The organism is Microcoleus asticus IPMA8 (genome assembly GCF_013179805.1).
In the GTDB taxonomy this organism is placed as follows: domain Bacteria; phylum Cyanobacteriota; class Cyanobacteriia; order Cyanobacteriales; family Microcoleaceae; genus Microcoleus; species Microcoleus asticus.
Map to the genome: position 1 here is coordinate 1 of NZ_SRRZ01000064.1, position 13582 is coordinate 13582.

Consider the following 13582-nt stretch of genomic DNA (forward strand, 5'->3'; position numbering starts at 1 on the left):
TTACTATCTTTTAGGGCTTGCACCCAAGGCGGCGTAAAGGCTCTAATCCCCTAACCCATACAGGCTAGTTTCGTAGAAACGAACCGCACGAACCGTGCATGAGACTTTCGCACTCACACGGCTCAAGCCTTACTTCAAGCGATAGACTTGGATTTTGAATGTTCCTGTATATGGCACGCTCGGTGCAAGTGCTGAAGGTTTTTGACCGAATTATCTCCGCCTTGAGCTACAGGAACTATGTGGTGGGTATCTAACTCCTCTCCGTTAAATAAAGATTCGCCACAGATTGGACATTTCCAATTTTGGTTTTGTGCTATTTTGTAGTTGCGCGAGTTACGCTCCCAATAGCTTTTACCATATTTCTGATGGCGTTTTTCCCAATACTCTCTGAGAGAGGGGTCATCCGGTGACGCATCCCCCTTGACCTTTACATGGCGTTCAATCGGCGTGTACGCTATCGGGTAGAGGATTAAATCCTTTTCTTTCCCTCGGCGGTCGCTAGTTATAGTTGCGAACGTCCATTTATTACCATCTATGGTTTTGAAATAGCGTTTCCGAACCCATTTTGTGTTTTTGTTAGGATGTTTACGCTTCGACCAACTCCAAAGGTATTGCCAGGTTCTACTTTTGATGTATTCAAAAGTTTGTTTGCTAACAACACCTTTATAGTAATTGGAAAATCCACGCAGAATTGGATTGAGTCTTTTTATGACTACTTCTTGTTCACACCCATTCATTGCTGAGATTTCTCGTCCAATTCTTTTACAAAAGTCGAGGACTTTCTTCTTTGAAGGCTTAATCAGCAATTTGCCATTATAATGGCGGTGGTTGAATCCAAGGAAGTCAAAACCTTCTTCCATTGACGTTATTAGCGTCTTCTCCGCGCTGAGTTCAAGTCCTCTTGTTGATAACCATTGCTTAATCTGATCTTGGGCGATTTCGAGACTTCCTTTGTCTCTGGCTGTGAGTCTGGTAAAGAGGTCACATCGCTGTGACCCCCTCCCCTCAAAACCGGACTTGTGCCTTTGAGCACATCCGGCTTAAGCAAATCACTAGCCCCCACTTGCTTCAGTCATTTCGAGTGCGTGAGTCTGTTGATGACAGTAGAGGTGTAATAGTTGGAGGTTTCCATAGTTATCTCTGCCACCCCTTTGTTTGGGTTCAATGTGATGGATGTGCAGTTCTTCCCCATTGAATAGGGATTCTCCGCATTTAGGGCAAATGAATCCTTGGTTTTTAGCAATCTTTTGCTTACTGAGAGTGAGAGATTTTGCCGATACCTTTTCTCTGTGCTGCCAGTAGCTCTTGAGACTTGAATCATCGGGAGATGATTTGCCTTTAACCAAAGCGTGCCTTTCTATCTTGAACCAGCTAAATTTGAGCAGGTGCATCCCAGTCGTTTTGTTGCCAAATACCCATTGGTCGCCACGCTCTAAATTCAGCCGACCCCAATACTGGCTTTGTCTCCAGTAGCGAGGTTTGTTGGGGTGGGTTCGCTTAACGTAACGGACTGTTCGATAAAACATCCATCGGTCAAGACTCTGGAAAATCTCACTAGATACTCCTGAACGGAAATAATTAGCCCATCCTCGAATTATCGGGTTGAGGCGTTTGATAATTGCGGAGACGTTTGACCCTATAAGTGAAAGCCATGCCTCTCGCAACTTATTCCGTATTTTACCTACCGATTCCTTACTTGGCTTAATCAGCAGCTTCCAACCCGTTTTAGAGGTTTTCTCGGCTCTGTAGTGTCTGATGTTGAAGCCTAAAAAGTCAAAGCCTTCAGTCAGGTGAACAATTGTGGTTTTATCAGGCGATAGCTCTAAACCTCTTTGTTTCAACCAAGTTTTGAGGATTTCGATGACTTCTTCGGCATCTTCTTTTGACTCACAGAACGCTGCAAAATCGTCTGCATATCTGACGATTGCTCGGTTGCCAACGGAATAACCTCTAGAGTCATATTTAACTCCGATTGCTTCTTCCATTCCATGCAAGGCGATGTTAGCCAATAAGGGGGACACCACGCCGCCCTGGGGGGTTCCACTATCAGTTTCGTGGAAGACACCTCGTTCCATGTACCCTGCCTTGAGCCACTGTTTAATCAGTTCCCGTCCGGGAACTTTACCAATCGCTTGCAGCAGAAATTCATGGCTGATATTGTCAAATGCACCTTTGATGTCAGCATCTACGACCCATTTCTTCCGTTTATTTGGTCGAGCCAAGCCGAAGATTTTCTCAATGGCATCATGACAACTTCTGCCAGGGCGAAATCCATAGCTTGTTGCCTCGAACTTCGCCTCCCACTCTGGCTCAAGTGAATTCTTGACCATTGCTTGAAGGCATCTGTCTTTGACAACAGGGATTCCTAATGGGCGTTGTTTTCCGTTGGATTTCGGTATGTACACCCGTCGCGCAGGTTTGGCTTTCCAAGGGGTAAATGTACATAATTCATCGACCAATTTACCTCTGGCTGTAGGAGTTTTCACTACTACTTTGTCAATTCCTGGCGTATTTCTACCTGCGTTCTGTTGCGTTACTCGCCGAACACTCAAGAGAATGCTCGCCAAGCTTCGGAGCATTAGCTTTTGAAGCGAACGTACCTTTTTATAGTTCCGTTCTGTGGTTGCCCGAAAGATTCTCTGTCTCAAATTCCTGACAGTCCGATTGACTTTGCGCCAGTTAATGGCGTTCCAATCGGTTTGCCCTTTGGTTCCGTTTGCTAAAGCCATGCTTTGCATCTAACTTGTCCCGAGCGTGAGAAATCATTACAGAAGTCTTTGGGTAATTCACCTGACCCACGTCAGCACCCTTTCAGGTTGGGCAAAAGCCCTATCCAGCAGGTTATGGATTTCCTTTGCCTTTCGGCTTACTGGCGTTCGCTTCTTGGGTCATCCCTGTCCCACTGGGGAGTTCCGTCTTCCTTGCGGTTAACTTACTGGAATTTCCAGACCTCATTGGGGTTATCACGTTCCACATATTTGAGATGCGACTGAAGAGGGTGTCTCCTTTACTGCGGGAACGGGGTGTCCTCAGATTCGGTTCATAAGTCCGAATTTCCTAGCTCGGATGATCAGACCGAGTTCCAATGTTCCTTCATCACCGTAACAGCCACGTTTCGATGACCAGATGTCACGCAGCCTCATCAGAGATTCACTTGCATTCACCCATTCAGCCTTCCTCTTGCCCGGATTATCTATATGGCTTAGATTTTCCTTGGACGTTACCTCCTTGCAAAAGACCCCACCGTTACCAGTGACACCCTCGGAGATTGAGGATAAGTTTGGACACTAACTTAGAGAAGTAAACTCCTCACTCAAAATATGCAACATCGTGTCGCACTTACCATGTCATCCGCATAGCGAACTGATTGGTGTATTTCCTCAATCCCATTGAGAGCAATATTGGCTAATAATGGACTAACCACACCCCCTTGCGGGGTTCCTTGTTCTGGAAATTCTGGATTGACTCCTGCTTTTAGACAGCGGAATATTCCGGTCTTGATCCCCCTTGGGGCGATGAGTCGTTCCATGATGTTGATGTGGCTTATCCTGTCGAAGCATTTTTCGATATCGAGTTCGATAACCCGTTTTTCTATTCCATTACACGTAGAGCGTAGATTCAGGAACAGAATTTTTTGCGCGTCGTGCGCCGACCTTCCTGTTCTAAATCCATAACTCATAGTGTGGAAAGTTGCTTCATGGGCTGGCTCTAGCGCGTATTTTGCGAGGCATTGCCACGCTCTATCAGCGATAGTAGGTATCTTGAGGAGGCGGGTACTCCCATCCTTTTTTGGGATTGGTATTGAACGTAACTTCTGATGTTTCCAGTTGTTACTTTTGGCTCTGAGTTCTTCACTCAGAGTAAACCTTTCCTCAAATGTGAGTGAGGCTTTTCTATCGATTCCCGCAGTCTTTTTGCCAGCATTTAGTTGAGTTACTTGACGTATCGCCAACATTCTTGCAGCCCGAGATTTCAGAATTAGCTTTTGAAGGGACTTCGCTTTCGGCTTGTCTCCAACCTGAATCGCTTTAAACACTCGTTTTTGTAGGCGAAATAAATTACGGCGGAATTTCTTCCACGGTAAGGTCTTCCAAGATTCACTAACATTGCTGTTGTGTCTAATCATGCTCTGCTCTAACTTATGTTTTCTGAACACCTCAGACCAATTACGGTCTGTCCTACCCGAACTAAGGGAGTTCCGCTGCTCGTCTAGCCTACTTGGAGTTCGACTTCCCCTTGACCCTCAGCTCGTTTTTCTTCGTTCCCTCGGGCGTGATTGATTGTTCCTTTAGGTGGAGCCATTTTAACTACTGGATTCCCTGGACTCTTGCCGATATTATTTCGATATTCGGCGGGAATAATTTCCAGTGGAGTCGGGTGGTTGGTCTGTGTCCCGCTCCGGAGTAAGTTACTTTTCTAGGCTCTGTTTTCACCATCGGAACTCCCCATTAACGCCAGTGTCACCCCACATTGGATGTCTGATTGCGTCCTGTTCCCAGCTTCACTCTCCAAGAATCGAGCTTGGTCGGTGTGGGCAGATAGGGAGTCATACCTGAGTCTGGTAGAAGGGGCTTGCACCCTTATCAGACCGAGAGTTCAGCCTTGTGGCTGGAAACGCTATGTACGGACTGATTACCGTGATTCACGTTTCAACGAATCGCACCAAAATACTCCGTCAGGAGCCAATTCGATAATTAAAAGAACGATTGCCAATTAGAGCAACAATTAAGGATGTAACAGGGGATTGTTTCTAATTTCCGATAAACATTCTTCTAAAGACAAACCATGCAGAATTTCCCACCATTGTCCCGTATGTCTCATGTAGGCCACATTAAAACAATCTGGCCCAACATATTCTAGGCGGGCGGAGCGAGACTCAAAAGACGGGGAAATCGCCCTCGGACTCGGACAATTATAAGTTGAGCAGAAGTAAAAATAGTTGCGATACCACTTGCCAAAGATATCCGTTCGATAATTGAAATCATGGTCTGTGGGTGGAGAGTCGATATATTTGGGCTTAAATTCTGTTTGAATTAACTCATTACATTTTTGTTCGATTAATTGTTTCTCAGTATCAGGCACTGTAGGTTTAGACTGTTTGCCAGAAGAAGAAAGCCAGAGCTTTTTTGCTTTTTTTGCCATTGAATTTGTTTTCCTGATTCTCTAGGTAGAATTGAAACGACAAAATCGATCGTTCGACCTACTGTGAAGGTAGTGGCTGCTTGCAACAACCTTTGTTGGGCTACTTATCAAGGCGGCGTGAGCCTCCAAGTAATGCGAGCCGCTTTTTTCAAACGGCGCAATCTATGCCTTGATTGGGTGCGGTGCGGATGATTTGTAGCAAGCACGCTCTCGTATTGATAATAGCTGGTAAAAGTATAGTCATTTATAGGCATGGGAGGCTTCAAGTCCCTCCCCCTTCACTTTTACTTTGAGCGGATTGACCCGCATTGGCCCAACTACGCAGCTCTCTATCCCATCGCTAAACGCATTTGGGATTGCTTTTCTGAGGATATTGTACGCTGCATTCACATCGGAATTAATTAACCGACCAGCCGATGTTTTGTACAAACCTCTTTTAATCCGCTTGCCAGTGAACACAGGCTCTTTATCAGTTTTTCCGTAAACAGGAATTGGGTCTAAACACAGAAAGTTGGCCCGTGAACTATAGGATTCTTCCTGCACAATTACCTTGATTCCCACCAGCCGAGCTTTGTATTCCAACATCTCAATCAATCGAGAGTGAGGAATGCTGACAAAGTTTTGGTTGGTTTGTTTACCTAGATTGATATCGGTTTTCCACTGTGCATTTTTGCCGATTACCAGGGTTCCAATTTGGTTCACTACCAAATGGTCAAGAATCACACGACTAGCATGATGCAAATAATTATAAACTTTCTGGTTGCGACAGCGAGTTAAGCGCTGAATCCGGGGTGAAGTTTTGCGATTCCCTTTTAACTGGGATTGTAATCGGGATTTGCGTTTGTTGTAGAACTGGTTAATCGATTTTAATGGTCGCCCGTTAATCAACAAAGGGATAAATCCCGGCTGATTTGAAGTTAACGCCACTAAATTATCCAGTCCTAAATCAATACTAGCTACAGAGTTGGCATTGCCAAGGGTAGACTCCGGTTCATCATAAATCACCTCAATTACATAGGAATCACATTTCGGAACCAGTCGAACTTGACAAATTTGGTTGGGATTGAGTTGGGTTTTAATTGAAAGTTCAGTGCCGGAAAGTTTAATGACTCCTTTCTTCAACTGTTTGCTGCTAATTGCTTGAATCGTGTAGACGAGAAGGTTTCGCCCTTTGACTTTATCTTTGTACTTTGGCAATTTTGGGCTACCCGTGAATCTTGAAGAGTCAGCTTTGTAAGCTTTAACGGCTTCAAAAAACGATTTCCAATTCTTGTCTAGCACCATCAAGATTTGCTGACTAACTTTAGCAGGCAAAGCCTTGTATGCTTCATGAGACTTCATCAAGCGGTTCGTTTCGTTGTAATTAACATAGCCCCACCCATAAATAAAACTCTGACGAATAACGTAATTGGCGGCATTGTAGAGGTTTTTGGACTTGAAAGCTAATTCGTCAATTTGGGCGAAACGATGTTCCGTTGATTTAATGATGTGCCTCTCTGTTAGTTGCATTTGAGACTTGCGTTTTTTGGGCTATGCGTATTCCTTGTTCAACATTCACAACAATACAATACCATTCTCATTATTGTTTATAATTGCTTATAAACTCAATGAAGTTTTACAATACTTAATTTTCCCTGAAAACTGCCTTACTCAAAACTTTTGGCTCCATCCCATACAAATCCCGTAGCACAACCTTGACTTTAGGAAACACAAAATACGAACGTCCGTTGCCCAATGCGGTGATTAAACACTTTCTAACCCAGATACCACAACTACGAGCGTGTCACACTGCGCCTCTTGTTCTGCCCAGCTATGGATTTGGTGCTGGGCTCCGCGTCGCAATCCACTCTCTTTTTTTGGCTCTAAATCTTCTTTAAGGCGAGCGGAATACAACGAGGGTTCTAACCCTACATTATGCCCCGCTCGCCTTAAACACAACGCAAAAATCACGGTTTGAGAGTGTCGATCGCTTCGAGCGAACAATGACTGATTTTGTTGATTTGGTGGGACAAGCAGCTCGAACAATCCTTTAACTCAATTACGGGACGGGTTTGCTTTCGCTCGTGCATTCGCCTAGGTTGACTGATTGGCAGCAAAATCTGATTGCTCGCGATTGAGTACGTCCAACTCAATCTCGCTCAGCACTTTGGGTTTCATTTCATATAAATCATTCAAAATAGGTTTGACATCGGGAAACACAAAATATTCCGTCAGCTTGCCAATGCGGTAATTAAAAGCTTTGTAGCGGTGTTTGAAGTACAGCTCCACATTCCCCCGGCGTTCCCACAATCCTAGCAAATTAACAACTACATCCGAGTAATGCGCCCTCACATCCCGCTGCACTTCCGCGATTCTCTCCTCAATCGATCTAGTGGTAACGCCAATTTTATAGAACGTGTTCCCGTCCGCTTTGACCTCAAGAAAGTAGAGCGAATTCACCAAAATCCGACGAAGCTGCGCTCGATAAATCAGCAAATCAGCCCGCCGTTCTTCCAAACAAGATAAACCCGCAGATAAAGCAATCTCTACAGAGCCTTCTAACTTAACTAACTCTGACAGCAGCAGCGGTTCTTGGACTTTGTTGAACAGCGCCAGGGGAAGAGCGCCGACGGGGATTTTACCCAAGTCGGTAAACTGATAAGTGCGATCGCCCGACGACTCCACCAATCCTTTGAGTTCCCACCGAAAGTTTACCAAGTCTTTGGGAATCGATCGCTTTTGGACCCCGTACTCTTTCCACAGCACTTTCAACTGTTCTAATTCATCACCCTTAAGCTGCACGTTGAAGTTGTCGTAGAGAGGAAGCGCTGGAAACGCTTTGGTTTTAATCCGCTGCGACACGGGCTTGCAAGTTTCCTCGGTGTGGGCGAAGTGATGTTCTTTCACTGACCCTTTTTTTGCTGTCAATCCGCCACCGCAGTAGAGGCAAGCAAGGTTAGTTTTTCCGCGCACAACTTCATCAATGCTCGCCAAGTTACCGTCAGGAGCAACACCAAATTTCAGCCACATATTTATAAAAATTCTTCAAAGCAGGGTTTGAAGATGCACCCGCTTTTATTGACTATCGAACTCGCTCATTCTATCACTCTAGGAGTTTTCTGTTCCAGCTTCACCTTTTTACCAGCGAAGAGAAAAGTTGGTGCAGCAAGGTTTTAACTTTTCGGTAGAATAGGGTGAGGGAAAGCAGTTCGTCAGGAGCGTTGCTCGCTAGGAGCGTTGCTCGCTTGCTTTACTCTTGCTGTCGCAATAAGCTTTGGCTGCTGCTAGTGCTGACGAATCCTTCGGAGTTGGCGGATTTCCTGTATCCTCCGAAGGACAAAAAGGATTGTGGGAGCGGCCATCAAAATTTCCAGGCAATGTGCAATCATCAATAATGGCATAGTAGTGAGAAGAGCCAACTCCACCAGGCATAAACTGACTGAAACGATAAATTTCAATCGACCGGTCTTTGTAGATTTCTTTGTAAACCAAGTGAAAAGATCCTGTCATGAGGTTTGGCGTTGCAATTACAAGGTGTTTTGTATCCGCGACACAATCAGGGAATGCAATCGCCCAGAAAGCGAGATCCCTCTGATTCTAGCAATCCCAACAACCGCCTTCGTATGTCGATCGAATCTCTGAAAATGGGGCGCTCAATCCTGCTTTATTTTTCGACAGCACCTTCAATTGCTCTAATTCCCCGCCTTTAGTTGGATGTTGTTACTTATGGGTGGACGAGCGTTCGGCAGAGCGTCCCGATACAACGGGACAATTTCTCGTAGAGCCTCCGTTTGAGATTGCCTGGAATTTCAGTGAAGGAGTAGTAACTGCGGACAAAAATTCAAAATTCGGCTATTTTAATACAGCGATTCAGTCGGTAATTCCTCACCAATTCCCCTTCTGAGCGGCAGTTTTTTTGAAAGGTTCATCCCCCTCACCAGTCAATTTCCTAAATTTTTTCATGTTGTACAGCTCACTCAATAATACAGCAAATTCCATGTAGATATGGTACACTACATTCAGTACATCAGCAGAAAAAATGAAAGCTTATTCGCTCGAGTTTCGTAAAAAAATAATTAACGCCTATGAACAAGGTGATACATCAGTCAGGAAAGTAGCCCAACGTTTTGATGTGAGTAAAGCGTTTGTTCAAAAAATCTTAAAACAAAAACAAACGACTGGTCACGTTCAACCAAAAAAACAGGGTGGAAGCCTTAAAAGTGTGTTGCATTCGTCCACAGCTAAATTGACCCAGATGGTAGAAAAATATCCTGATAGTACCTTATTAGAATATTGTGAATATTGGCTAGATAGCTACCAACAATCTGTCAGTCCTAGTATGATGTGTCGCGAATTAATCAAACAAAATCTGACGCGAAAAAAAAGACAATACGGAGTAGTCAATCTGCCACCGACCGAGTGCAACTTTTGAGGTGTGAATATTGGGACAAAGTGGAAAATATCGACCCTGACAACCTCGTTTTTTTGGATGAAATGGGTGTTCTATTGGGTTTAACACGAACCCATGCACGTTCAAAATGTGGTAGTAGAGTCTATGATTTAAAACCATTTTATCGGGGTGCTCTCATTCACAGTTATTGGAGCAATCAGCTTAAAAAAAGTAGTAGGATTAATGACGCTCAACGGGTCGATGGATAGTCAGGCATTTGCAGTTTTTGTTGAACAGTGCTTAGTGCCAAACTTATGGGAGGGTGCAGTCGTTGTTATGGATAATCTACCAGCCCATAAGTTGGCGGTGATTGAACCACTGATTCAAGCCGCTGGTGGAAGTGTTCTGAATTTATCACCCTATTCTCCTGACTTTAATCCAATCGAATTATGGTGGTCACAACTCAAAGCTTTTTTACGTAAGTTTTCGCCCACTACTACCAAGATGGTTGATATTTTACTAGCTACGGCGCTTGATTTGGTTAATCCACAGCACTTTAAAAACTGGTTTACAAGCTGCTGCTACTGTACTTCATAAACCTGGAATCCGCTGTATGACTTCAATATCAAAGGTAATTATCATCGGCGGTGGAATTGGCGGTCTGACCCTAGCCCGTGCCTGTCTCGATGTGGGCATTGCAGTTGAACTATACGAAAAGCGCGGTCTGGATGCTATGCTCTCAGGGCCCGGAGGCATATTCATCCAACGCAATGCTTTGCGCGTCTACAAGCTCTTGCAATCAGGGCAGATTTACCAGCGTTTTTACCATTCGGGAGGCCTGATCCTCAAAGGTGGGTTTTTTGACCGACAAGGGAAACCCCTCTACATTAACGCTCCTCAATTCATAGGCGAAGATGATTTGGGCGTGTGCCTCCTGCGACCTGAACTCCAGCAAATTTTATTTGAAGCGTTGCCAGAGGGAACGGTGCGGACTGGCGCTGCCTTTGAGAAATTTGAGGACGCGGGCAACGGCGTTCGGGTCTTTTTCTCTGACGGTCGCACTGCTGAGGGTGACATCTCAGTCGGTGCTGACGGTCTTTACTCCAAGGTACGCGCTACTCTCAACGGTAGGGAGCGGTTAGAGGAGCCTGTCTACAGCGGGACTTGCTGCTGGAGAGGCTACTTTGATGGCTCTGGCTTACCGCTCGATTCACAATACAGTTGGGCCGAATTCTGGGGTCAGGGCAATCGTTTTGGCTACTTCGATGTCGGTGGCGGTCGGTTTGCTTTCTATGCTTTCAACAATACCCCAGCGGGCGGTAATGACGGTGCGCTGGGCGGTTCCTTGAATGCCTTGCGCTCCCTGTTTAAAGGCTATGCTGACCCAGTACCAGCTATCATCGAGGCGATCGCTCGGGAGAAGATTTACCGAGATGATATTGTAGATCGGCCGCCGCTGGGAACCCAATGGGGGCAAGGGCGAGTTACCTTAATCGGGGATGCCGCGCACCCAGTTCAACCGAATCTCGGTCAAGGGGGCTGTATGGCGGTGGAAGACTCTTTTGAACTAGCCAAACTGCTATGTACTAGCCAAGCTGGTGGCGATACTGTTCCGTCCCTATTGCGGCAGTTTGAAGCCAGCCGCGCTCAGCGAGTTACTCGCGTATTCAATAGTTCCAGACAAATAGGCAAATTGGGGCAGGCGGATACGGCGCTTGGATGTTTTTTGCGGAACGGCATTTACAAGCTCACTCCGGCAAGGTTGGCCGACTTGCAGTTCAAATGGTTGTTTGATTACCAACCTCAATGGAATCAGACCCGTACAAATCATTCCGCATAAGCTTGACCGAAAGGAAACGTGAAATATCTGTCAGTTTCCCAATGCGATAATTAAGTTCTTTGTAGCGGTGTTTTTAGTTTTCCCCACCCAACTTCATCAATCCCCGTCAGTTCGTCGCCAAGAGAGCAAGACCGTATTTTAGCCACATCGCTTTTTAATTCTCCTAAAAGCCGATTTCGTAGATGCACCCGCTCCACATTATTGAGGATTTTAACAAGATTCTGTGGTGTAAATACGGAGTCCTGGCTCAGAATAACATTCGTAGACGTGCTGGTAAACCTGTTGGCACTTGCGCTGATACACTTCGGTTGAGTAGCTTTCGGGCAGTTGGTCTAAAGCTTCCTCGATCGCCACTTTAACTGCCGCACTTCTCAATTCATCGACTAGGGCGGCTTTCGATTCTACGGGAGTGTCGCCTTCTGGCGACATAGCCACCGGATACAAAACCGTAAATTTCTAGGGCTTTTTGCAAGTCGCGGAAAACGCCGATATAGTCTACAATCAGCCCGTTGACTTTATTCCCAAACACGCGATTTGCCCTGGCGATTGTAGACAGTTTGCGGATAGGGTGACGACGCTGACAAAATTGCTCTATTTCTTCCTTGGGGATTGTGATTGGTAACGTTCTAGGTTCACTCATTTTTTACCTCCAGCGACACCACTAGATTAAACTTTGTTTTCAGGTCTGAGACATTTCCTTTTCACATATTCCCGAAAATCCTTACTATAAAGCTTTCCGTTCGTTTCCCAATACTTCGCTACTCCTGGATACTCCAGTTTAATTCTCAGGTAATTAGACCAGCCTTTCCATAAAACTTCATCTAATAAATTGTTTTTATATTGATAATGGAGATTTTCATAGAAATTAAAAATGCTACAAACAAGTTCCCTAAACCTTAGCGCTTCATCTTTTTCTAGCGCTTCAGGCTCGTCACAGCCTAGCCGATAGATGCGTGCTGCTTCTGAGTCTTGGCTAATCCGGGCTTCAATTTCTGCATACACACTAATAATTGATTGATAAGTAGCCCCTTTTATAGCTTTCGTACTAGCTCGAACCTGTAGAGCCACATAGATGAGAGATACAACAACTCCAACCGCCTGGATAATTCCAGAAATGTCACCTATAGATAGTGAAAAATTGCCTGTAGTCATATAGTTTCTGATTTCATTCTCCTTATTTCCTGCAATGCCTTATCTCTAAAAGTTTTGTTCTAAAAGCATTGCTACATTCTCAGTAATTGTTTCCTCCCACCCTCGCGCCTCAACATTCAAAATCTCCAATTCCTCATTCAACTCCTCCAACCGTGCGAGAAAATCAAAACCCTCCGCCTCTGGCATTTGCTCTAAAAATGCGATATCCTTAAACTTTAACTAACATTTCCTCTGTCAACTTATAATGATGTAAAACCATCAGTTGATTAGCTGTTAAAGTCTCGATCGCATAAGCCCGACCATTCAAATCGCTAAACTCAACTTCAAAAACTCCCGGTTCGTACACTTCAACAATAGTTCCCACCTGACCTCGATATAAATTAAGTTCCGGCAAATTTTCCAGCAATGCTACCACATCTAATAACTTGATTACCGAGTTCATAATTTCACCTCTTGTTATAGAATAAAACACGTTACCAATCGCGGGAAATTTTCATCATCCCGAACCATCCACACACTGCGAACAGTTGCTTGTTTTTCCTCTCTAATCATCAAAAAATCTACTTGATATTTTTGGCCGTATGGACTGCGTTTATCGAGAGCGGTATCAGTATTTTTGATAGCTTGTAGCAATGCAGTTTTTAACTCATCAGCATCCTCTATTCCCATGCCTAAAGCAGATTGAAAAACCCGCGCTTTGTGTTGACCATCTGAATGTCTCGGATTGAGACAGTAACCCGATAGTTTTTCCTCATCAATAATAGCTTGTTCAGGATTGGGGAGTTTCATATAGCACTAATTCATCAACAATTCAAAATTTGCATGACATTCTCAGCAATTGTTTCCTCCAACCCCCGTGCCTCAACATTCAAAATCTCCAACTCCTCATTCAATTCTTCCAACCGTGCCGCTCTCATCAAAATCCTCCGCCTCCTGACGTTGGGCCACCCCCACATAACGCCCAGGATTGAGACTCCATCCCTGCGCCTCAATCTCATCAAATGTTGCTATTTTACGCAACCGGGCCACATCCCGATAAACCTTGATTGATTCTCTAGTCTTCGGCAACAAACAGCACC

The 13582-nt window shown here is 44.9% G+C and carries 16 protein-coding genes; 3 read left to right on the top strand and 13 right to left on the bottom strand.

Annotated elements, in window-relative coordinates:
* Positions 1-134: 134 nt before the first annotated feature.
* From E5S67_RS17615 to E5S67_RS17645, 7 genes are all read right to left on the bottom strand, one after another.
* A complete protein-coding gene (locus tag E5S67_RS17615; protein WP_246276840.1) occupies positions 135-860 on the bottom strand; it encodes a group II intron reverse transcriptase in 726 nt (241 codons plus the stop codon).
* A gap of 192 nt (positions 861-1052) precedes the next feature.
* The gene (ltrA, locus tag E5S67_RS17620) at positions 1053-2729 is read right to left on the bottom strand and encodes a group II intron reverse transcriptase/maturase (RefSeq protein ID WP_246276841.1); all 1677 of its coding nucleotides are present in this window, start codon (positions 2727-2729) and stop codon (positions 1053-1055) included.
* Positions 2730-3313: 584 nt separating this feature from the next.
* Positions 3314-4126 carry a reverse transcriptase N-terminal domain-containing protein gene (locus E5S67_RS17625; RefSeq protein ID WP_172189453.1) on the bottom strand — a complete coding sequence of 271 codons (813 nt, stop codon included), beginning with the start codon at positions 4124-4126 and terminating at the stop codon, positions 3314-3316.
* Between the two features lie 599 nt (positions 4127-4725).
* Entirely contained in the window at positions 4726-5142 is a 417-nt protein-coding gene (locus E5S67_RS17630; protein ID WP_172189454.1) for a DUF3024 domain-containing protein, read from the bottom strand.
* A 240-nt stretch (positions 5143-5382) separates the two neighbouring features.
* Positions 5383-6651 (bottom strand): RNA-guided endonuclease InsQ/TnpB family protein, encoded by a 1269-nt coding sequence (locus E5S67_RS17635; RefSeq protein ID WP_172189455.1) that lies wholly within the window; start codon positions 6649-6651, stop codon positions 5383-5385.
* A 564-nt stretch (positions 6652-7215) separates the two neighbouring features.
* Positions 7216-8151 (bottom strand): GIY-YIG nuclease family protein, encoded by a 936-nt coding sequence (locus E5S67_RS17640; protein WP_172189457.1) that lies wholly within the window; start codon positions 8149-8151, stop codon positions 7216-7218.
* A gap of 198 nt (positions 8152-8349) precedes the next feature.
* Positions 8350-8631, bottom strand: a complete 282-nt coding sequence (locus tag E5S67_RS17645) for a hypothetical protein (protein ID WP_172189459.1) — start codon at positions 8629-8631, stop codon at positions 8350-8352.
* Positions 8632-9160: 529 nt separating this feature from the next.
* On the opposite strand from E5S67_RS17645, the gene E5S67_RS17650 reads away from it, so the two are divergent.
* From E5S67_RS17650 to E5S67_RS17660, 3 genes are all read left to right on the top strand, one after another.
* On the top strand, positions 9161-9553 hold the full coding sequence (locus E5S67_RS17650; RefSeq protein WP_172189461.1) for a helix-turn-helix domain-containing protein: 393 nt from the start codon (positions 9161-9163) through the stop codon (positions 9551-9553).
* Positions 9554-9700: 147 nt separating this feature from the next.
* On the top strand, positions 9701-10108 hold the full coding sequence (locus tag E5S67_RS17655) for a transposase (protein WP_172189463.1): 408 nt from the start codon (positions 9701-9703) through the stop codon (positions 10106-10108).
* 16 nt (positions 10109-10124) lie between these two features.
* A complete protein-coding gene (locus E5S67_RS17660; RefSeq protein WP_172189465.1) occupies positions 10125-11351 on the top strand; it encodes an FAD-dependent monooxygenase in 1227 nt (408 codons plus the stop codon).
* A 210-nt stretch (positions 11352-11561) separates the two neighbouring features.
* Here the strand turns inward: E5S67_RS17660 and E5S67_RS32530 are convergent, their stop codons facing one another.
* The 6 genes from E5S67_RS32530 to E5S67_RS17690 form a co-directional block, all read right to left on the bottom strand.
* Positions 11562-11786 (bottom strand): hypothetical protein, encoded by a 225-nt coding sequence (locus E5S67_RS32530; RefSeq protein ID WP_216670540.1) that lies wholly within the window; start codon positions 11784-11786, stop codon positions 11562-11564.
* A gap of 231 nt (positions 11787-12017) precedes the next feature.
* Positions 12018-12503, bottom strand: a complete 486-nt coding sequence (locus tag E5S67_RS17670; protein WP_172189467.1) for a hypothetical protein — start codon at positions 12501-12503, stop codon at positions 12018-12020.
* A gap of 45 nt (positions 12504-12548) precedes the next feature.
* The gene (locus tag E5S67_RS17675) at positions 12549-12689 is read right to left on the bottom strand and encodes a hypothetical protein (protein ID WP_216670541.1); all 141 of its coding nucleotides are present in this window, start codon (positions 12687-12689) and stop codon (positions 12549-12551) included.
* A gap of 22 nt (positions 12690-12711) precedes the next feature.
* The gene (locus E5S67_RS17680) at positions 12712-12945 is read right to left on the bottom strand and encodes a DUF4926 domain-containing protein (RefSeq protein WP_216670542.1); all 234 of its coding nucleotides are present in this window, start codon (positions 12943-12945) and stop codon (positions 12712-12714) included.
* 14 nt (positions 12946-12959) lie between these two features.
* Positions 12960-13292: a DUF6883 domain-containing protein gene (locus tag E5S67_RS17685; RefSeq protein ID WP_172189469.1), complete on the bottom strand. Its 333-nt coding sequence runs from the start codon at positions 13290-13292 to the stop codon at positions 12960-12962.
* Between the two features lie 96 nt (positions 13293-13388).
* A complete protein-coding gene (locus tag E5S67_RS17690; RefSeq protein WP_216670543.1) occupies positions 13389-13571 on the bottom strand; it encodes a hypothetical protein in 183 nt (60 codons plus the stop codon).
* Positions 13572-13582 lie beyond the last annotated feature (11 nt).